Source organism: Micromonospora globosa, from assembly GCF_000717585.1.
GTDB lineage: Bacteria > Actinomycetota > Actinomycetes > Mycobacteriales > Micromonosporaceae > Micromonospora > Micromonospora aurantiaca.
In genome coordinates this window covers 90,000-110,248 of the sequence record NZ_JNZR01000014.1, presented here as the reverse complement: position 1 = coordinate 110,248, position 20,249 = coordinate 90,000, and the positions used below count along the sequence as shown (strand labels likewise).

Annotated in this window: 16 protein-coding genes; 14 read left to right on the top strand and 2 right to left on the bottom strand. The window is 73.3% G+C overall.

The genetic code is table 11. The annotated features are described in order from the left end of the window. Positions 1 to 23 precede the first annotated feature (23 nt). Together IF06_RS0115160 and IF06_RS0115155 are read right to left on the bottom strand one after the other, a co-directional pair. Positions 24 to 1,043 (bottom strand): TAXI family TRAP transporter solute-binding subunit, encoded by a 1,020-nt coding sequence (locus tag IF06_RS0115160; RefSeq protein WP_013475559.1) that lies wholly within the window; start codon positions 1,041 to 1,043, stop codon positions 24 to 26. After that, positions 1,019 to 3,265: a TRAP transporter permease gene (locus IF06_RS0115155; RefSeq protein ID WP_030271753.1), complete on the bottom strand. Its 2,247-nt coding sequence runs from the start codon at positions 3,263 to 3,265 to the stop codon at positions 1,019 to 1,021. The genes IF06_RS0115160 and IF06_RS0115155 overlap by 25 nt, the downstream gene beginning before the upstream one ends. Before the next feature lie 1,027 nt (positions 3,266 to 4,292). On the opposite strand from IF06_RS0115155, the gene IF06_RS0115150 reads away from it, so the two are divergent. The 14 genes from IF06_RS0115150 (at position 4,293) to IF06_RS0115085 (ending at position 20,085) form a co-directional block, all read left to right on the top strand. Further along, entirely contained in the window at positions 4,293 to 5,384 is a 1,092-nt protein-coding gene (locus IF06_RS0115150) for a YihY/virulence factor BrkB family protein (protein WP_030271751.1), read from the top strand. A gap of 208 nt (positions 5,385 to 5,592) precedes the next feature. Continuing rightward, positions 5,593 to 6,771, top strand: coding sequence for an ROK family protein (locus IF06_RS0115145; protein ID WP_013287913.1), 1,179 nt, complete (start codon positions 5,593 to 5,595; stop codon positions 6,769 to 6,771). Beyond that, positions 6,768 to 8,336 carry a sugar ABC transporter ATP-binding protein gene (locus tag IF06_RS0115140; RefSeq protein ID WP_030271749.1) on the top strand — a complete coding sequence of 523 codons (1,569 nt, stop codon included), beginning with the start codon at positions 6,768 to 6,770 and terminating at the stop codon, positions 8,334 to 8,336. Before IF06_RS0115145 ends, IF06_RS0115140 begins: the two co-directional genes overlap by 4 nt. Next, positions 8,333 to 9,421 (top strand): ABC transporter permease, encoded by a 1,089-nt coding sequence (locus IF06_RS0115135; protein WP_013475563.1) that lies wholly within the window; start codon positions 8,333 to 8,335, stop codon positions 9,419 to 9,421. The genes IF06_RS0115140 and IF06_RS0115135 overlap by 4 nt, the downstream gene beginning before the upstream one ends. 93 nt (positions 9,422 to 9,514) lie before the next feature. Further along, positions 9,515 to 10,567: a substrate-binding domain-containing protein gene (locus IF06_RS0115130; RefSeq protein ID WP_013287910.1), complete on the top strand. Its 1,053-nt coding sequence runs from the start codon at positions 9,515 to 9,517 to the stop codon at positions 10,565 to 10,567. A 53-nt stretch (positions 10,568 to 10,620) separates the two neighbouring features. Continuing rightward, positions 10,621 to 11,793 (top strand): Gfo/Idh/MocA family protein, encoded by a 1,173-nt coding sequence (locus tag IF06_RS0115125; RefSeq protein WP_369752285.1) that lies wholly within the window; start codon positions 10,621 to 10,623, stop codon positions 11,791 to 11,793. A gap of 210 nt (positions 11,794 to 12,003) precedes the next feature. Beyond that, positions 12,004 to 13,152, top strand: coding sequence for an inositol-3-phosphate synthase (locus IF06_RS0115120; RefSeq protein ID WP_030271745.1), 1,149 nt, complete (start codon positions 12,004 to 12,006; stop codon positions 13,150 to 13,152). After that, positions 13,149 to 14,057 carry an SCO3242 family prenyltransferase gene (locus tag IF06_RS0115115; protein WP_030271743.1) on the top strand — a complete coding sequence of 303 codons (909 nt, stop codon included), beginning with the start codon at positions 13,149 to 13,151 and terminating at the stop codon, positions 14,055 to 14,057. The genes IF06_RS0115120 and IF06_RS0115115 overlap by 4 nt, the downstream gene beginning before the upstream one ends. Next, positions 14,054 to 14,950 carry a sugar phosphate isomerase/epimerase family protein gene (locus IF06_RS0115110; protein WP_030271741.1) on the top strand — a complete coding sequence of 299 codons (897 nt, stop codon included), beginning with the start codon at positions 14,054 to 14,056 and terminating at the stop codon, positions 14,948 to 14,950. Before IF06_RS0115115 ends, IF06_RS0115110 begins: the two co-directional genes overlap by 4 nt. A 34-nt stretch (positions 14,951 to 14,984) precedes the next feature. After that, positions 14,985 to 15,590 carry an EboA domain-containing protein gene (locus tag IF06_RS0115105; protein ID WP_030271739.1) on the top strand — a complete coding sequence of 202 codons (606 nt, stop codon included), beginning with the start codon at positions 14,985 to 14,987 and terminating at the stop codon, positions 15,588 to 15,590. Between the two features lies 1 nt (position 15,591). Beyond that, entirely contained in the window at positions 15,592 to 16,443 is an 852-nt protein-coding gene (locus IF06_RS0115100) for a TatD family hydrolase (RefSeq protein ID WP_030271737.1), read from the top strand. Next, on the top strand, positions 16,443 to 17,630 hold the full coding sequence (gene eboE / locus IF06_RS0115095) for a metabolite traffic protein EboE (RefSeq protein WP_030271735.1): 1,188 nt from the start codon (positions 16,443 to 16,445) through the stop codon (positions 17,628 to 17,630). Before IF06_RS0115100 ends, eboE begins: the two co-directional genes overlap by 1 nt. Beyond that, the gene (locus tag IF06_RS0115090) at positions 17,627 to 19,021 is read left to right on the top strand and encodes an alkaline phosphatase family protein (protein ID WP_030271733.1); all 1,395 of its coding nucleotides are present in this window, start codon (positions 17,627 to 17,629) and stop codon (positions 19,019 to 19,021) included. Before eboE ends, IF06_RS0115090 begins: the two co-directional genes overlap by 4 nt. Then, entirely contained in the window at positions 19,018 to 20,085 is a 1,068-nt protein-coding gene (locus IF06_RS0115085; protein WP_030271731.1) for a polyprenyl synthetase family protein, read from the top strand. The genes IF06_RS0115090 and IF06_RS0115085 overlap by 4 nt, the downstream gene beginning before the upstream one ends. Positions 20,086 to 20,249: the final 164 nt, after the last annotated feature.

Genomic DNA, 20,249 nt, shown 5'->3' with positions numbered 1-20,249 from the left:
CGTCCGGGCCCGGCCCGTTCGGGTCAGCTCGCGCCGAGGTCGCTCAGCGCCCGCTCCGCGCCGCGGTGCAGCGGCACCGGGTCGGTCTTGCGGGCGTTGCCCAGCTCGATGCCCTTCGCCGCCGGGTTCGCCTGGGCCAGGGCGTCCTTGGAGTCGAACACCGTCCGGGTGATCGCGCAGGCCACGTCGGCGTCCAGGTTGTCCCGCACCAGCAGCACGTTCGGCACCACGATGGTGGGCACGTCGGCCGGGGTCCGGTAGATGTCCTTGCCGATGGTGCCCGCCTGGTACGCCGGGTTCAGCTCGGCCATCTTCGGCAGCAGCGGGCTGATGTCGACGAACTTCACCTTGTCGCCCGATGTGGTGAACAGGTCGGTGACCCCGCCGGTCGGCACGCCGCCGGACCAGAAGAAGCCGTCGATGCTGCCGTCCTTCATGCCGTCGACGGTCTTGGTGAGGTCCAGCCGCTGAGCCTGGATGTCCTTGGCCGGGTCCAGTCCGGCGGCGGTGAGCAGCCGGTTGGCGATGACCTCGGTGCCGGACTTGGGCGAGCCGGTGGAGATCTTCTTGCCCTTCATGTCGGCCACCGACGTGATCCCCGCGTCGGCGCGGACCACCACCTGCGTGTAGTTGTCGTAGATCCGGGCCAGCGCCTTCACCGGCTGCGGCGAGCTGAAGCTCCCCTTGCCCTGCACCGCGTTGACGGCGGTGTCGAACAGCGAGAACGCCACGTCGTACTGGCCGGCGACGAGCTGTTCGACGTTCTGCACCGAGGCGCCGGTCTCGGCGGCCGTCCCGGTGAGCTTGCCGTCGGTGGACTTGCTCAGCTCACCGGCGAGCGCGTTGCCGACCACGTAGTAGACGCCCGTGGCGTTGCCGGTGGCGATGCCGACCCGGGTGTCCTTGGTGACCTTGCAGCTGACCTCGCGGGCGGCGTCGTCCTTCGCCGCGCCGTCCTGACGGCCCCCGCAGCCGGCGGCACCGGCGGCGACCAGGACCAGTGCCCCGACACCCGCCACTATCCTCGCGTCGATCCGTCCCACTCTCTCTCCTCCCCAAGGTCCACGGATTCTTCGACCGCCGGGCGGCCGGCGTGCCCGGCGGCGCCACGTCGGACGTACACGCCCGCGACCGCGAGCGCGGCGAGCGCCGCGCCGATCGCCATGGGCAGTGGTTCCAGCCAGAGCAGCACCAGCCCGGCGATCGCGCCGACGATCCGCTCCGGCACGCCGGCCGGGCCCACACCGGGTAGCCAGCCGCCGGCCGCGACCGCCAGCACCGCGACACCCAGTGCCGACACCAGGCCGGCCGTCACGATCCGCCCGGCCCCGCCGATGCCGAGCAGGCCGAGACCGGTCGGTGTGATCACGAAGGCCAGCGGGATCAGGTACGCAGGCAGCGCGTACCGCAGGGTCTGCCACATGGTCGGCACCAGCCGGCCGCCGGTGACCGCGGCGGCGGCGACAGCTGCGAGCGCGGTCGGCGGCGAGACCTCGGACAGCACCGCGAAGTAGAAGACGAACATGGCCGCGGCGGGCGCTTCGACGCCCAGGTTGAGCAGCGCCGGTCCGATGATCACCCAGCCGATGACGAACGAGGCGGTGACCGGTACCGCGAGGCCGAGCAGGCTGAGCGCGACGGCGGCGAGCACCGCGGTCAGCGCCAGCACCACTGCCGGCTCGGAGCTGACCGCCTGCGCCCCGTCGATCAGCAGCGCTGCGGCCTGCGGCCCGAGGCCGGTCTTCGTGGTGGTGGCGGTGATGATGCCGGCCGCGGCGCAGACGGCGCTCACCGCGAGCACCCCGCGTACGCCGTCGCGCAGCGCCTCCACCAGCCGGGCCGGCGTGAGGCGGTGGCGCCGGTCCAGGAAGGACAGCACGGCGGCGAGCGCGGTGGCGATGACGACCGCGCGCATCGCCGACGCGCCGAGCGCGAGCACCACAATGATCACGAAGAGCGAGAGGAAGTGGTAGCCGAAGCGGGCCAGCAGCCGCCAGGCCGAGCCGGTGTCGATGACCACCGGGCGGACCCCGGAGCGCCGGGCGTCGATCTCGACGGAGAGCAGGATGCCCAGGTAGTAGAGGATCGTCGGCACCGTCGCCCAGCCGAGCACCTGGAGGTAGGAGACGCCCAGGTACTCGGCGATGATGAACGCCGCGGCGCCCAGCGTCGGCGGCGACAGGATCGCCCCCACACCGGCGGCGGCGAGCATGCCGCCCGCCCGCTCGGCCGGGTAGCCGGCGCGGCGCAGGATGGGCCAGGTCACCGCGCCGATGCTGACCGTGGTGGCGGCGCCGGAGCCGGAGACCGTGCCGAGCAGGAAACCCGAGGCGACTGCGGTGCGCCCGGCGGCCGTCCGGGAGCGGCGGAACGCGGCGGCGGACAGTTCCACGAAGAACCGGCCCGCGCCGGACAGGTTGAGCACCGCGCCGTAGATGGTGAACAGCACGATGTAGGAGGCGGCCACGTCCAGCGGGGTGCCGTAGAAGCCGCTGTCGGAGTTGTAGAACGCGTCGACGAGTTGCCCGAAGTCGAGCCCCGCGTGCGCCACCGGCCAGGACTGCGGCAGCAGCCCGCCGTAGTAGCCGTACCCGAGGAACAGCACGCAGACCGCCGGCAGGATCCATCCGGTCGTGCGCCGGCACGCCTCCAGCAGCAGGAGCAGCAGCCCGGTGCCGAACGCCACGTCCAGCGGATCGAGCAGGCCCTGCCGGTCGAGGAAGGCGTCGTACCCGCCGCCACCGGCGCCGATGGTGACCGGCAGCACCGGGTAGAGGCAGACGACGAGCGCCGCGAGGGCCAGCAGCCAGTCCACGGGCGTCGGTCCGCGCCGGTCGTCCGCGTCGGCCTTGGCGCGTCGCAGCCGCACCCCCGAGGGGTACGCGAGGAACACGATCGGCAGGACGCCGGCCAGGAAGAAGATCAGGTAGTACTTGCTGCCCTGGGCCAGCGGGAAGAACACCTGCCAGAGCGTCAGCAGCCCGACCGCGACGGTGATGCCGGTGAAGAGGACACCGACCGGTCCGGCGAGTACGCGTCCCGGCTTCTCCTCCTCGAACCGGGCGGCCAGTTCGCGGGCGTCCTGGGTCTGTTCCGGGCTCTCGCTCTTGTCGCGGGTCTCGTTCTCGCCTGCGGTGTGGTGCTCGCCTGCGGTGTGGTGCGCTGCTCGGCTGTGGTGGTGGGTCTCGCCCGGCCCGTCGTCGGCCCACTCGGGTCCGGCGACGCTTCCGTCGTCCGGCGGCAGCGACACCACCTCGGCGTCCACGTCGGACCCCGGTCGTCCGCCGGACGGCGGCCGGGGTTTGGGGGGAGTCGCGTCGGAGGGGCGAACGGGCGGCACGAGGGGGCACGATACGCGAATAGCGCGCATGTTGGGAACATTGCCGATCGTGATTGCAATGAGTGACGGAATGGAGCTTCGCTCACTCGCGTCACTTATTTCTTGAAACTGTTTCGCAATGGCGGGAGAAGGGTTCTCCCGGCTCTCTCCCGATATCACTTACAACGATGAAGAATGAACGTGCCGGGGATGCTTGTCGTCACGCAACGTGTCCACTGAGGCGAGTGCGTCTTTCGTGGCGGCTCGCGCGGACGGCGCCCACAGCGCCCCGCTCGCGCCGTGCTGTGTGCGCTCGCGCCCGCCACGCTCACCCGGTTGGGAAATGGCTGGAAAGCGTGTTCGCCGTCTCGCGTTTCCACGATCGACTCCACTTCGCCGAGGTGGTGGCATCGGAAGACGGATCACGCGTTACCTCAGCGCCCTGGCCTTCGCCGCCCGTACACCGCGCTCTCGCTTCCGCACACGGTGGCCGGTCGACCGGTGGCCGACCCTCGGTGAGTGGAACGTCATGGGTGCTTCCGGCCCCGTTTGACACCCATGACGTTCCACTCGTCGTGACGGTCGTCGTGATGGCGGCGATCGGTGGTCGCGGTGGAGCGACGGCTCGCCGGGATTTCGGGCGGGGAGTGGTGGGGCGACGGTGGGAGCGCTGCCCCCGCCGCCTTTGCTCTGCATCCATCGGCGCACATGGTTACGGAGCGTGTCTGTCGCGCGCGTGGCTGCAGAGCCCGAGGCGGCGAGCGGGCGGAAGGTGCCGACGGGGGAGGCGGCGACAGGGCGCGGGCAGTGGAGCGGGTGGGAGTTGAGGGCAGGGCGGGGCCGCGGAAGAGGCCGACAGGGAGGTGGGTGGGGGCGGTCGCCGGCGGCCGAGCGGCCGGTTTGCGGGTGCGGTGGTTATCGCTGCCCTCGTCAGGGCATGTCGTGCGGGACGACATGACGACGAGGAGGTGCCATGGCCGCCCGCGACGACGCCCACGACGTCCACGAGGACACCCGCGACGGGCGCGAGGACGCCCCCACCACGCGCGACGACGCCCGCGCCGGGCACGACCGGCCGGACGGGCGCGAGCGCACCGGACCGGTGGGGCCGGACGACGGGCCGGACAGCCCGGCCGACCTGTCGGCGACGGGCTGGATGGCGACCCTCAAGCGGACCGTGCGGGAGTTCCAGGACGACAGCCTGACCGACTGGGCCGCCGCGCTCACCTACTACGGCGTGCTCTCCATCTTCCCGGGCGTCCTGGTGCTGATCTCGGTGCTCGGCCTGCTCGGGGACCGGGCCACCGAGGGGGTACGGGACACCGTCGGGCAGGCGGTGCCGGAGGAGAACATCCGCCGCATCATCGAGAGCGCTATCGACCAGGCGGGCCAGTCCGGGGGGCTGGCGAGCATCGCGGCGATCGTCGGTCTGGTGGCGGCGTTCTGGTCGGCGTCCGGTTACGTCGCCGCGTTCATGCGCGCCTCGAACAGCATCTACGACGTGCCGGAGGGGCGGCCGATCTGGAAGACGCTGCCGGTGCGCCTCGGCGTGACCGCGGTGATCGGCGTGATGCTGCTGATCAGCGCCGTGATCGTGGTGTTCACCGGCGGGCTTGCCGAGCAGGCCGGGAACGCGATCGGGCTGGGCGAGACCGCCGTGACGGTGTGGAACATCGCCAAGTGGCCGGTGTTGCTGGTGCTGGTGAGCCTGATGTTCGCGATCCTCTACTGGGCCTCGCCGAACGCCCGGCACGGCGGCTTCCGCTGGGTCAGCCCCGGCGGCGTGCTCGCGGTGGTGCTCTGGCTGGTGGTCTCCGGCCTGTTCGCGCTCTACGTCAGCAACTTCGGCTCGTACAACAAGACGTACGGCGCGGTGGCCGGCGTGATCATCTTCCTGGTGTGGCTCTGGCTGAGCAACGTCGCCATCCTGCTCGGCGCCGAGTTCGACGCCGAGCTGGAGCGCAGCCGCGCCATCGCCGCCGGGCACCCGGCCGACGAGGAGCCCTACGTCGAGCTGCGCGACGACCGCAAGCTGCGCAAGAAGGGCCGCGCGCACTCCCGCTGACCCCAGAACGCATCGCCCCGCCCGGAAGAATCCCCGGCGGGGCGATGTGTTTTCATGATCCGGAACTCGCTTTTGTTCGTATGGACAAAAGTTTGCATCAGACGTGCCGAAGCTATGGACATGCGGCCCGGAAGGCTCCTACTGTGTCGGACACAACACACATCGCCGTCGTCGATGTGACGGACTTCCGATGCGGAGGTGACTGCCGGTGCGGACGGTCGACCCCCTGCACGTACGGCTTCTGCGACTGCTCCGGGACGAGGGCGCGGTGTCCCGCGCCGAACTCGGCGACCGGCTCCAGATGCCCCGCCCGCGCCTGCTCGCCGAGCTGGAACGCCTGGTCTCCCTCGGCTACGTGGCCGAGGCGGGGCTGGCTGCCTCCCGGGGCGGGCGGCGCTCCACCCTCGTCGAACTGAGCCCGCACCTGCGGTTCGCCGCCGTCGACCTGGGCGCCAGTTCGATCGACGTGGAGGTGGTGAACGGCCGGCTGGAGACGGTGGCCGCCTACACCGAGACCGCCGACATCCGCTCCGGCCCGAAGGTGACGCTCCAGCGGGTCAACGAGCTGCTGCACAAGGCCAAGGTGGACGGCGCGTACGAGCGGCTCGACGCGGTGGGCATCGGCGTACCGGGGCCGGTCAGCTTCCGCGACGGCGTGCCGGTCTCCCCGCCGATCATGCCGGGCTGGGACCGGTTCCCGGTCCGCGAGCTGCTCACCCGTGAGCACGGCTGCCCGGCCGTGGTCGACAACGACGTCAACATCATGGCGATCGGCGAGCGGCACGGCGGCGTGGCCCACTCGGTCGACGACTTCCTGTTCATCAAGATCGGCACCGGTATCGGCTGCGGCATCTACCTGCACGGCGAGGTCTACCGGGGCACCGACGGCTGCGCCGGGGACATCGGCCACATCCAGGTCGACCCGAACGGCCCGATGTGCAGCTGCGGCAACCTCGGCTGCCTCGAGGCGGTGTTCAGCGGCGCGGCGCTGGCCCGGGAGGCGACAGTCGCGGCCCGCACCGAGGTGTCCCCGGCACTGGCCGAGCGGCTCGCGGCCCGGGGGGTGGTGACCGCGCTCGACGTGGCGCAGGGGGCGATCGAGGGGGACGTCACCTGCATCCAGCTCATCCGCGACGGCGGCCGGCGGGTCGGGAGCGTACTGGCCGGGCTGGTCAGCTTCACCAACCCGTCGATGATCGTCATCGGCGGCGGGCTCGCCCAGCTCGGGCACATCCTGCTGGCCGAGATCCGCAGCGTGGTCTACCGCCGCTCGCTGCCGCTCGCCACCGGCAACCTGCCCGTCGTCCTGTCCGAGCTGGGCCCGCGCGCCGGCGTCGCCGGCGCGGCGGTGCTGGCCAGTGACCTCGCATTCGGGGAGGCAGCGTGAACGACACCGGCAAGCCGCTCGTCGAGGCGCCCGCGGACGCCGTCGCGGGCGAGGTGGTCCTGCGCCTCACCGACGTCGTCAAGACGTTCCCGGGGGTACGCGCGCTCGACGGCGTGCAACTGGAGGTACGGGCCGGCGAGGTGCACTGCCTGCTGGGGCAGAACGGCGCCGGTAAGTCCACACTCATCAAGGTGCTGGCCGGGGTGCACCGGCCGGACTCCGGCGAGGCGATCTGGCGGGGCGAGCCGGCCTCGTTCGCCAACCCGCAGGCCGCCATGCGCGCCGGCATCGCCACGATCTACCAGGAACTCGACCTGGTCGACGACCTGTCGGTGGCGGAGAACGCGTTCCTCGGCCACGAGCCGCGCCGGTTCGGCTTCGTCCGGCGGGGGCACATGGCCCGGCGTACCCGGCAGATCCTGGCACGGCTCGGCCACCCGGAGATCCCGCCGGGACGGCTGGTGCGGCACCTGCCCGCCGCCGGCAAGCAGATCGTCAGCATGGCCCGGGCGCTGTCCCACGAGGCGCGGCTGATTATCATGGACGAGCCGAGCGCGGTGCTGGCCCACGACGAGGTGGCGAACCTGTTCCGGATCATCCGGGAACTCACCGCGCAGGGCATCGCGGTCATCTACATCTCGCACCGGCTGGAGGAGATCCGCGAGATCGGCGACCGGGTCACCGTACTCAAGGACGGCCGGACCACGGCGGCGAGCCTGCCGGCCCGCGAGACGCCGACCCGCGACCTGGTCGCCCGGATGACCGGGCGGGCCATCGAGTACGTCTTCCCGCAGCGCCCGGCCGACCACGGGGACGGCGCGGAGCTGCTGCGGGTGGACGGGCTGACCCGGCACGGCGAGTTCGCCGACGTCTCGCTCGGGGTCCGGGCGGGAGAGATCGTCGGCATCGCCGGGCTGGTCGGTTCCGGCCGGTCGGAGCTGCTGGAGACCATCTTCGGCGCGCGTCGGGCGCACGCCGGGACGGTCCGGGTGGACGGCCGTGCGCTGCGTCCCGGCAGTGTGGGCGCGGCGGTACGGGCCGGGATGGGCATGGCGCCGGAGGAGCGCAAGAGTCAGGCGCTGCTGCTCGGCGAACCGATCTACCGCAACGTCACGCTCGCCACGTTCAGCAGGTACGCCCGCCTCGGCTTCACCGACACCGGACGGGAACGCGCCGAGGCGGACCGGATCGCCGCGTCGCTGGAGCTGCGGCCCCGGGACGTACGCCGGCCGGTGCGCACGCTGTCGGGCGGCAACCAGCAGAAGGTGGTGGTCGGGCGGTGGCTGCTCGGTGACACCCGGCTGCTGCTGCTCGACGAGCCGACCCGGGGCGTGGACGTGGGCGCCCGCGCCGAGCTGTATCAGGTGATCCGCGATCTGGCCGCCCGTGGCGTCGGGGTGCTGCTGGTCTCCAGCGAGGTGCCCGAGGTGCTGGGCCTGGCCGACCGGGTGCTGGTGATGCGGGAGGGCCGGGTGGTCCGCGAGGCCCCGGCCGGCGAACTGGACGAGAACACAGTGCTCGACCTCGTCATGGCGGGGTCTCTCATGGAAGGCGCACCGGCATGAGCGATGTCAGAGAATCCTCGCTGCCCGCGCAGTCGCCGCCGGTGGAGCGGACGGAGACCGCGAAGGTCGGCGCGCCGGCGAAGCTCTCCTGGTGGCGCGGTGACGGCGGGGAGGGCGTCAAGCGCAACCTCGGCCTGCTCGCCACGCTGGTCGTGCTGGTGGTCATCGGCGTCCTGACCCGCCCCGACCTCTACGGCGACCCGAACTGGGTGTGGGGCAACACGCTCACCATCCTCAAGCTCGCCTCGGTGGTCGGCGTGGTCACCGTCGGCATGACGTTCGTGATCATCGGCGGGGGCATCGACCTGTCGGTCGGCGCGATCGTCGCCCTCGCCGGGGTCTGGTGCACCACAGTGGCCACGCAGAGCTATGGCGCGGGCGGCATGATCTTCACCGCGCTGACCGTCGGGCTCGCCGTCGGCGTGGTGAACGGGCTGCTCGTCTCGTACGGGCGGCTGGTGCCGTTCATCGCCACGCTCGCCATGCTCGTGGCCGCCCGGGGGCTGGCGGCGGAGATCTCCGACAAGCAGACCCAGGTGTCGGGCAACACGTTCATCAACGGCATCGCCAGCACGAACGTGCTCGGCATCCCGCTGCTGGTCTACATCCTGGTGGCGGTGGTGGCGGCCGGCTGGGTGCTGCTGAACCGGACCACGTTCGGCCGCCGTACGGTGGCGGTCGGCGGCAACCCGGAGGCGGCCCGGCTGGCAGGCATCAACGTCCGCCGGCACACGGTGCTCCTCTACGCGCTGTCCGGCCTGTGCTGCGGCATCGCCGCGGTCATGCTGACCGCGCAGGCCACCTCCGCGCAGGCGGCGATGGCCAACCTCTACGAGCTGGACGCGATCGCCGCCGCGATCATCGGCGGCACGCTGCTCAGCGGCGGGCGGGGAACGATCATCGGCTCCCTGCTCGGGGTGATCATCTTCTCCACCATCACCAACCTGTTCGCCATCAACAACCTCTCCGCCGAGGCCCAGAACATGGTCAAGGGCGGCATCATCGTCGCCGCCGTCCTGGTCCAGCAGGTGCAGTTCGGCAGTCTCACCCAGTTCCTCGCCCGCAACCGGGCCACCACCACCTGACCCCACCCGCGCACACCCCGGCTGCCGTCGTACCGACTGTGGTCCGGCCCGCCACACCCGAAACCACCCCACCACCTCATCCCAGGAGGCGTCATGAGAACACCGCGCCATGACCTGTCCCGCCGCCGGCTGCTCTTCGGCGGGGCCGCCGTCTCCGCCGGGGTGCTGCTCGCCGGCTGTACCAGCAACGAGCAGAACCCGACCGAGGCGCAGACCAAGGCGGCCGGTTCCGGCGCCAACACCGAGACGGGCAAGAAGGTGAGCATCGGCTTCTCCGCCCCGGCCGCCGACCACGGCTGGATCGCCGCCATCACCAACAACGCCAAGGCGCAGGCCGGGGCGTACCAGGACGTGGAGCTGAAGTCGGTCGAGGCCGGCGCGGACGCGGCGGCCCAGCGGGCGGCGCTGTCCACGCTGATCTCGCAGAAGCCCGACGTGATCGTGCTGCTGCCGCACGACGGCAAGGAACTCAACGCGTTCGGCCTGGAGGCGATGAAGGCCGGCATCCCGGTGGTCAACCTGGACCGGGCCTTCCCGGACGCGCGGGCCTACCGGCTGCAGATCAAGGGCGACAACTACGGCATGGGGGTGGCCGCCGCCACCTACATCGCCGAGCAGCTCAAGGCCAAGGGCGTCAGCAACCCGGTGATCGGCGAGATCCCCGGCATCGAGTCGCTGGAGCTGACCCAGGAACGGTCGAAGGGGTTCGCCGACACGCTCGCCTCGTACGGGTTCAAGGTCGCCAACCGGCGGCCCGCGGAGTTCACAGTGGACTCGGGGCAGCAGGCCGCCACCGGTCTGTTCCAGGCGCTGCCGAAGATCGACGCGGTCTGGAACCACGACGACGACCAGGGCATCGGTGTGCTCGCGGCGGTCAACCAGGCCAACCGCAAGGAATTCGTCATGGTCGGCGGCGCCGGCTCCAAGAAGGCCATGGAGGACATCGCCGCCGACAACACGGTCCTCAAGGCCACAGTCACCTACAGCCCGTCGATGGCCTCCTCGGCCATCTCCCTGGCCCGCCTGATCGGCCAGGGCAAGGGCATGTCCGACCTGGTCGAACTCCAGGTACCGAAGGAGATCGTGCTCGCCTCCGAGACGATCACCAAGGAGAACGCGAGCGACTACCTGAAGCTCGGGTTCTGACACACGGGGGGAGACCCACCTTGTCCAGTCACGACAGCATCCTTCGGGTCGGCATGGTCGGCTACGCGTTCATGGGCGCCGCGCACTCCCAGGCGTGGCGCACCGTGAACCGGGTGTTCGACCTGCCGGCGCGGGTGCGGATGGCGCTCGTCTGCGGCCGCGACGAGCCGAAGGTGGCCGAGGCCGCCGACCGGCTCGGCTGGGACGGCTACACCACCGACTGGCGGCGGCTCGTCGAGTCCGACGAGATCGACGTGGTCGACATCTGCACGCCGGGGGACAGCCACCGCGAGATCGCACTCGCCGCGCTCGCCGCGGGCAAGCACGTGCTGTGCGAGAAGCCGCTGGCGAACAGCGTCGCCGAGGCCCGCGAGATGACCGAGGCCGCGGCCCGGGCACGCGAGTCCGGGGTACGCGCGATGTGCGGCTTCAACTACCGGCGGGTGCCCGCTGTCGCCCTGATGCGGCAGCTGGTGGCCGACGGGCGGATCGGCGAGATCCGGCACGTCCGGGCGACCTACCTCCAGGACTGGATCGTCGACCCGCAGTTCCCGCTGGTGTGGCGGTTGCAGAAGGACAGGGCGGGCTCCGGCGCGCTCGGTGACATCGGCGCGCACATCATCGACCTGACCCAGTACGTCACCGGCCAGCTCGTCACCGGGGTCAGCGCGCTCACCGAGACGTTCGTGCGTCAGCGGCCGCTCGTCGCCGGGTCGAGCGGCCTGGCCGCGCAGGCCGACGGCAACGGCAGCGCGACGGGCCAGGTGACAGTTGACGACGCGGCGGTGTTCGTGGCCAGGCTCGACGGGGGAGCGCTGGCCACGTACGAGGCGACCCGGTTCGCCACCGGCCGCAAGAACGCCCTGCGGGTCGAGATCAACGGCTCGCGCGGCAGCGTCGTGTTCGACCTGGAACGCCTCAACGAGCTGGAGTTCCTGGACGCCACCCGGCCGGCCGCCGAGCAGGGCTTCAGCCGGATCCTGGTGACCGAGCCGGACCACCCGTACCTGGGTGCGTGGTGGCCGCCCGGCCACATCATCGGCTACGAGCACTCCTTCACCCACCAGGCGCGCGACTTCGTCGAGGCGGTCGCCACCGGCGCCGACCCGGCCCCGTCGTTCGCCGACGCGTTGCAGGTCCAGCTCGTGCTCGACGCGGTGACCCGCTCGGCCGAGCGGGCCGCCTGGACGGAGGTGGAGCCCGCTCTGGCCGAAGCTTCCGCCTGACCCGAGACGGCCCCTACGGGGTCCGTCGACACTCACCGGCGCCGGCCGGCGAGGGCCCGCCGCGGTTGCGCCCCGCGGCGGGGACGAGGCCGGCTCCGGGGAGCGTGCCGCCGGTGTCCGCCGGCACGACCAGCACGGCCCTCCGGTGCGGCCGGACCGGGATTCCCCGGCCGCACCGGTGGACCGGCCATACCTGGGGAGGTAGCGCGAATGCGTACGGGTGTCTGGCTGGTGGGTGCGCGCGGCTCGGTCGCCACCACGAGCGTGGTCGGGGGACTGGCCCTGCGGGCCGGGCTCACCGCGCCGACCGGCTGCGTGACCGAGCTGCCCGACCTGCGCGGGCCCGCCCTGCCGGGCTTCGCCGATCTCGTCTTCGGCGGCCACGACGTGGTCACCACCCCGCTCACCAAACGCGCCGAGGCGCTCGCCGCCGCAGGCGTGCTGCCCGCCCGGCTGGCCGACGCCGTGGCGCCCGACCTGGCCGCCGTCGAGGCGTCGCTGCGGCCCGCGCCCACCGAGGGCGGCCAGGGCGAGCGGATCGCCGCGGTGGTGCGCGACCTGACCGACTTCCGCAGCCGGAACGGGCTGGACCGGGTGGTGGTGGTCAACGTCGCCGCCACCGAACCGGCGCCCGCCCCGCACCCGGCCCACAGCGACCTGGCCGCGCTGCGCGACGCGCTGACCGGCCCGGCCGACGTGCTGCCGCCCAGCTCCGGATACGCGTACGCGGCGTTCACCGCGGGCTGCCCGTACGTGGACTTCACCCCGTCCACGGGCGCCCGCCTGCCGGCCCTGGCCGCGCTCGCCGCCGAACGAAAGCTGCCGTACGCCGGGCACGACGGCAAGACCGGCGAGACGCTGCTCAAGTCGGTGCTCGCGCCGATGTTCGCGATGCGGCACCTGGCCGTGCGCTCCTGGTCCGGCACGAACCTGCTCGGCGGCGGCGACGGCGCCACGCTCGCCGACCCGGCCGCCAACGCCGCGAAGGTGGGCAGCAAACAGCGGGTGCTCGCCGAGACGCTCGGCTACCTGCCGCAGGGCCACACCCGGATCGAGTACGTCGAGGAACTCGGCGACTTCAAGACCGCGTGGGACCTGGTCACGTTCGCCGGTTTCCTGGGCACCGGAATGCGGATGGAGTTCACCTGGCACGGCTGCGACTCGGCGCTCGCCGCGCCGCTCGTGCTGGACCTGGCCCGGCTCACCGCCGCCGCGCACGCCGCCGGCCGCCACGGCCCGCTGACCGAGCTGGCGTTCTTCTTCAAGGACCCGCTCGGCGCGACCGGCCACGCGCTCGGTGAACAGTGGACGGTGCTGCGGGAGTTCGCCGCCGGCCTGCACGCCCGGGTGACGCCGTGACCCGCCTGGCCGACCTGGCCGAGCTGGTCCGGGCGCCCGCCGCGCTCTCCGTACCCGGGGACGTGCTCTCCGGCGCGGCGGCCGCCGGTGCGCTCGGTCCGCGTACACCGGCCCTGGCCGGCGCGTCGGTGCTGCTGTACTGGGCCGGGATGGCCGCCAACGACTGGGCTGACCGGCGGCTGGACGCGGTCGAGCGGCCGGAGCGGCCGATCCCGTCCGGCCGGGTGCGCCCGTCGGTCGCGCTCGGCGTCGCGTCCGGCCTCACCGCCGCCGGGCTCGCGGTCGCCACCGCCGCCGGGGGCCGCCGGGCGGCGGCAGTCGCGCTGCCGCTCGCGGCCACGATCTGGGGGTACGACCTGCGCGCGAAGAACACCGCCGCCGGGCCGGCGGTGATGGCCGCGTGCCGAGGGCTGGACGTGCTGCTCGGCGCGTCCGGCGGGCGGGTGGTCCGGGCGCTCCCGGCCGCGCTCACAGTCGCCGCGCACACCTGGACCGTGACCGCGCTGTCCCGCCGCGAGGTGACCGGCGCGGACCGGCGGCTGCCCGGCCTCACGCTCGCCGGCACCGCGCTGATCGCGCTCACCACCCCGGCCCGGCCGACCGTGTTAAGCGGGGCCCCCTCCTCTACCGGATGCGTTAAGAGGGGGCCCTTCCTTCGGCTCGGGGAGCTGGTGCCGGCGGTGCTCGCCGCCGGGTACGCCGCCCGGTACGGCCGGGCGCAGGCCCGCGTGCTCGCCGACCCGTCACCGGCCCGGGTGCGAGCCGCGGTCGGCGCCGGGATCACCGGGCTGCCCGCGTTGCAGGGCGCGCTGACCGCCCGCGCCGGGGCCCGGCTGCTCGGCCTCGCCGTGGCCGGCGCCGCGCCGCTCGGCCGCCGCCTGGCCCGACTGATCTCGCCGACATGACCGCCGCGGCGGCCACCCGGCCCACCGCCGGCCCGCTGTCCGGGCCGGGCGCGCTGCGCTTCGGGTACGGCACCAACGGCTTCGCCAACCACCGGCTCGGGGACGCGCTCGCGGTCCTCGCCGACCTCGGCTACGTGGGCGTCGCGCTCACCCTCGACCACGACCACCTGGACCCGTTCGCCCCCGGCCTGGCCCGCCGGGTCGCGGCCATCAGTCGACGGCTGGACGCGCTGGGGCTGGCCGTGGTGGTCGAGACCGGCGCCCGGTACCTGCTCGACCCGCGGCACAAGCACGCGCCGACGCTGCTGCACGACGACCCGGCTCGGCGGGTGGAGTTCCTGCGCCGGGCCGTCCGGATCGGTGCCGACCTGGGCGCGGAGGCGGTCTCCTTCTGGGCCGGGGTACGCCCACCCGGCGTACCACCCGGCGTCGCCGCCGACCGCCTGGTGGCGGGCTGCGCGACGGTGTGCGCCGCGGCGGCGGAGGCGGGCGTGCCGCTGGGCTTCGAACCCGAGCCGGGCATGTTCGTCGAGGACATCGCCGGGTGGTGGCGGCTGCGCGAGGCGCTGGGCGCGCCGCCCGGCTTCGGCATCACGCTCGACATCGGGCACTGCCGCTGCCTGGAGCCGATGCCGGTGCCGCAGTGCGTGTCGGCGGTCGCCGCGCACCTGGTCAACGTGCAGATCGACGACATGCGTCGGGGCGTGCACGAGCACCTGGAGTTCGGCACCGGCGAGATCGACTTCCCGCCGGTGCTGCGCGCCCTGGCCGACGCCGGCTACCGCGGGCTGGTGGCCGTGGAACTGCCCCGCCACTCGCACGCCGCACCGGCCGTCGCCGCCCGCTCACTGGACTTCCTGCGCGCCGCCGCCTCGCGCGGCGAGGGGCGGTGACCCACCACCTTCCACCCGGCAGAGGGGAGACGGCATGACACCCGACCGACTGCGCGCCGCGCTTCGGGGCGTACCCGATCCGCAGTGGCTGGACGCGGCGCTGCGCCGCGTCGCGACCGAACCCACGGCCATCGGGCGGTTCTTCGCCGCCGCTGCCCGGCGGTGCGGTCGCCTGCCGGTGCCCGACCCGCCCGGCTGGACGGCGGACGAGGCGGCCCGGGCGCTGCTGCTGACCGCGCTGCCGCACGGCCACGCCGCCGCCGCGGAGACGCTGTACCGGCAGGGCGACGCCGCCGAGAAACGCGCCGTGCTGCGCGCGCTGCCGCTGCTGCCGATCGGCGCGGAGTGCGTGCCGCTGCTGCACGACGCGACCCGCACCAACGACACCCGGCTGGTGGCCGCGGCGCTCGGCCCGTACGCCCGGCACCTGGAGCAGGCGACCTGGCGGCAGGCGGTGCTCAAGTGCGTGTTCACCGGCGTGCCGCTGGCGGTCGTCGACGGCCTGCCGGAGCGGGCCGACGGCGAGCTGGCCCGGATGCTCGCCGCGTTCGCCGCGGAACGGCACGCCGCCGGCCGCGACATGCCCGCCGACGCGACCGACCTGCTGCGCCGGCTGACCATCCCCACGACGGAGGCGTGACATGCGCATCTTCGACCCGCACATCCACATGACGTCCCGCACCACCGACGACTACGAGCGGATGGCCGCCGCGGGCGTCCGCGCGGTGGTCGAGCCGGCGTTCTGGCTGGGCCAGCCGCGTACGAGCGTGGACAGCTTCGTGGACTACTTCGACTCGCTGATCGGGTGGGAGCCGTTCCGGGCCGGCCAGTTCGGCATCCGGCACCACGCCACTGTGGCGCTGAACCCGAAGGAGGCGAACGACCCGCGCTGCCGCCCGGTGCTCGACCTGCTGCCCCGCTACCTGGACAAGGACGGCGTGGTGGCGGTCGGCGAGATCGGTTACGACGCTATGACGCCGGCCGAGGACGCCGCGCTGGCCGGTCAGCTCGCCCTGGCCGTCGCGCACGACCTGCCGGCGCTGGTGCACACGCCGCACCGGGACAAGGCGCGCGGCGTCGAGCGGACGCTCGCGGTGGTCGCCGAGTCGGGCATCGCGCCGGGACGGGTGCTCGTCGACCACCTCAACGAGGTGACTGTCGAGCTGGTCCGGGACACCGGCTGCTGGCTGGGCTTCTCGATCTATCCGGAGACGAAGATGTCGCCGCCGCGGATGGTGGAGCTGCTGAAGCGGTACGGCACCGAACGGATGCTGGTGAACTCGGCGGCCGACTGGGGCCGGTCGGATCCGCTGCTGACCCGGGCCACCGGGGAGGCGATGCTGCTGGCCGGGTTCGACGCCGACGACGTGGACCGGGTGCTGTGGCGCAACCCGGTGGAGTTCTACGGCCAGTCCGGCCGGCTCGACCTGACCGACCTGGAGGCGAGCGACCCCACCTTCGCCGGCAACTCGATCGCCCGTGGGGGGCAGTGATGCGGCTGCGCCACGCCGACGGCACGACCGTCCATCTCGGCTACTGCACGAACGTGCACCCGGCCGAGGACCTGCCGGGCATCGTCGCCCAGCTCGACACGTACGCGGTGGCGGTCCGCCGGGCGCTCGACGTGGACCGGCTCGGGCTCGGACTCTGGCTGGCCGCGCCGGTCGCCGTCGCGCTCGCCGCCGACCCTCCGGCCCGGCGCCGGCTGCGCCACGAGCTGGCGGTACGCGGGCTGGAGGTGGTCACGCTCAACGGCTTCCCGTACGCCGCGTTCCAGGCCCCTGTGGTCAAGGGCGCGGTGTACCACCCGGACTGGACCACGCCGCAACGGTCGGCGTACACGCTGGACCTGGCTCGGGTTCTCGCCGACCTGCTGCCCGACGACGCCGTCCGGGGTTCGATCTCGACGCTGCCGATCGCCTGGCGCACCCCGTGGGACGCCGGGCGGGCCGCCACCGCCCGGCGTCGCCTGGACGCGCTGGCCGGGGGCCTGGCCGCGGTGCAGCGGGAGACCGGCCGGGTGATCCGGGTCGGCTTCGAACCGGAACCGGGCTGTCTGGTGGAGTCGACGGGACAAGCACGCGAGGTATTCTCAGACATGGATACCGACCGGCTCGGGATCTGCGTGGATCTCGCGCACCTGGCGTGTGCCTGGGAGCAGCCGGCGGATGCCCTGGCCGGGTTGCGTGCCGCCGGTCTCCCCGTGGTGAAGGTCCAGGTGTCCGCAGCGGTCGAGGCCCCTGACCCGCCCGCCGCGAGCGCGGCGCTGCGCCGGTTCGTCGAACCGCGCTTCCTGCACCAGACGCGGGCTGCCGGTTGCGCAGGCGCCGCCGATCCGGCCGATCCGGCGTACGCGGCCGACGACCTCGACGCCGCACTCGACGCGCGGCTGCCCGGGGCGTGGCGGGTGCACTACCACGTGCCGTTGCACGCACCGCCCGAGCCGCCGCTGCGCTCCACGGTCCCGGTGCTGCGCAAGGCGCTGGCCGCGTTGTACGCCGGTCCCGTCGCCGGCTGCGACCACCTCGACGTCGAGACGTACACCTGGGGGGTGCTGCCGGAGGCGCGGCGGCCGCGCGGCGACGCGGAGCTGGCCGCCGGCATCGCCGCCGAGCTGGCGTTCGCCCGCGACGAGCTGACCGCGCTCGGCCTGGCCACGACGGTGGGGACGCCCTCGTGAGCCGGCGGCTCGTGGTGCTCGACGTGGTCGGGCTGACGCCGCGGCTGCTGGCGTACATGCCCCGGCTGCGCGCGGTGGCCGACGCCGGGTTCGCCGCCGAGCTGGGCACCGTGCTGCCGGCGGTGACCTGCTCAGCGCAGTCCACGTTCCTCACCGGCGAGCTGCCCGCCGGGCACGGCGTGGTGGGCAACGGCTGGTACTTCCGCGACCTGGGCGAGGTGCTGCTCTGGCGGCAGCACAACGGGCTCGTCGGCGGCGAGAAGGTGTGGCAGGCGGCCCGTCGCGTCGAGCCGGGCTACCGGGTGGCGAACGTCTGCTGGTGGTACGCGATGGGCGCGGACGTGGACTGGACGGTCACGCCGCGCCCGGTCTACCACGCCGACGGGCGCAAGGAGCCCGACTGCTGGACCGACCCGCCCGAGCTGCGGGACACCCTCACCGACGCGCTCGGCACGTTCCCGCTGTTCAGCTACTGGGGGCCGGGTGCCGGGCTGCCGTCCTCGGCGTGGATCAGCCGGGCCGCGCAGCGCATCCTCGCCGATCACGCTCCCGACCTGACGCTGGTCTACCTGCCGCACCTGGACTACGACCTGCAACGCTTCGGCCCGTCCAGCCCGCAGGCAGCCGCCGCGGCGGCGGAGCTGGACACCGTGCTCGGTCCGCTGCTCGACGCCGCGCGGGAGCGGGACGCCACAGTGGTGGCGTTGTCCGAGTACGGCATCACCGACGTGTCCCGCCCGGTGGACGTGAACCGGATGCTGCGCGCCGAGGGGCTGTTGCGGGTCTACACCCAGGCCGGGATGGAATATCTCGACCCGTGGACGTCGCGGGCGTTCGCGGTGGCCGACCACCAGGTGGCGCACGTCTACGTCAAGGATCCGGCGGACGTGCCGGCGGTGGCGAAGCTCTGCGCGTCGCTGCCGGGCGTGGCCGAGGTGCTCGACGCCGCCGGGCAGGCCGGGTACGGGCTGGATCACCCCCGCTCGGGTGAGCTGGTGCTGGTGGCCGAGCCGGACGCCTGGTTCACGTACTACTACTGGCTCGACGACGCGCGGGCGCCCGACTTCGCCCGGCTGGTGGAGATCCACCGCAAGCCCGGCTACGACCCGGCCGAGCTGTTCTTCGACCCGGCCGCGCCGGGTGCGGCGAAGCGCCGCGCGGCGGTGGCGCTGGCCCGCAAGAAGCTCGGGCTGCGCTACCTGATGTCAGTGGTGGGGCTGGACGCGGGCGCGCGTGCGGTGCGTGGTTCACACGGGCGCCTGCCCGCCGACCCGGCGGACGGCCCGGTGCTGCTCTGCTCCGACCGGGCCGCGATCCGGCCCCGGGTGGAGGCCACCGATGTGAAGGCGTTGCTGCTCGAACTCGCCGGACTGGCCAGGGAGGCACCATGACCGTAACCGTCGCACCGACCGATCCGGCCCTGTTGCGGGGCCGCTTCGACGCCGCGCTAGCCGCGTTCCTGGACGCGAGAGAGCCGGATCGGCCGGATGACGGTACGGGGGCCGTCCACACTGCTCTGCGCTGGTTCGTCCTGGCCGGCGGCAAGCGGATGCGACCGCTGTTCTGCTACTGGGGCTGGCGGGGGTTCGGCGGCCCGGACGCCTCGCCGATCGTGGTCGCCGCGGCGTCGCTGGAGCTGTTCCACGCGTTCGCGCTGATCCACGACGACATCGTGGACCGCAGCGACCGCCGCCGGGGCGCGCCGACGCTGCACCGGTTCTTCGCCGAGCTGCACGCCGCGTCCGGCTGGCCGGGCGACCCGGCGGCGTACGGCCGGCAGGCCGCGGTGCTCTGCGGCGACCTCTGCGCCACCTGGTCGGCGCAGATGTTCCACGGGTGCGGGTTGCCGCCCGAGCGGCTGCGCCGGGGGCACGTGCTGCTGGCCCGGATGCGCTCGGAGGTGATCGCGGGGGAGTACCTGGACGTGGTCGGGGCGGCCGGGGACGGCTCCGTGGCGAACGCGCTCACAGTGGTACGGCTGAAGACGGCCCGCTACACGGTGACCCGCCCGGTGCAGATCGGTGCCGCGCTCGCCGGTGCGGCGCCGGAGGAGGTGGCCGCGCTGGCCGGGTTCGGCGACCCGCTCGGTGACGCGTTCCAGCTGCGCGACGACCTGCTCGGCGTCTTCGGTGACCCGTCGGTGACCGGCAAGTCCAACCTGGACGACCTGCGCGAGGGCAAGCCGACGGTGCTGCTGGCGCTGGCCCGGGCGTCCGCCTCGCCGGCCGGCGCGGCCCGGCTGGGGGAGCTGGTCGGCGATCCCGGCCTCGACCAGGCGGCCGCGGCCGAGGTGCGGGGCATCGTCGAGGAGTCCGGCGCCCGGGAGGCGGTGGAGCGGATGATCCGTACCCGGGCCGACGCGGCACTTGTCGCGCTGGACGCGTTGCCGCTGGCGGAGCCGGCGCGGCGGGTGCTGGCGGCGCTCGCGGAGCGGGCGGTCGACCGCCACGAGTGACACCTACTTTTGTCGCTGAGCGCCGAAAGTCAAAGCCGATCGATCAGAAGCTATGGACAGGCTGATCGAAAGGTCTTAATGTCGTGCACAGCACAACGCTGTTTCGCCGAGGCGACCGCCCCGCACCGCCCGCCTCGGCGAGGTGACCTCCGGTCCCGACCGGA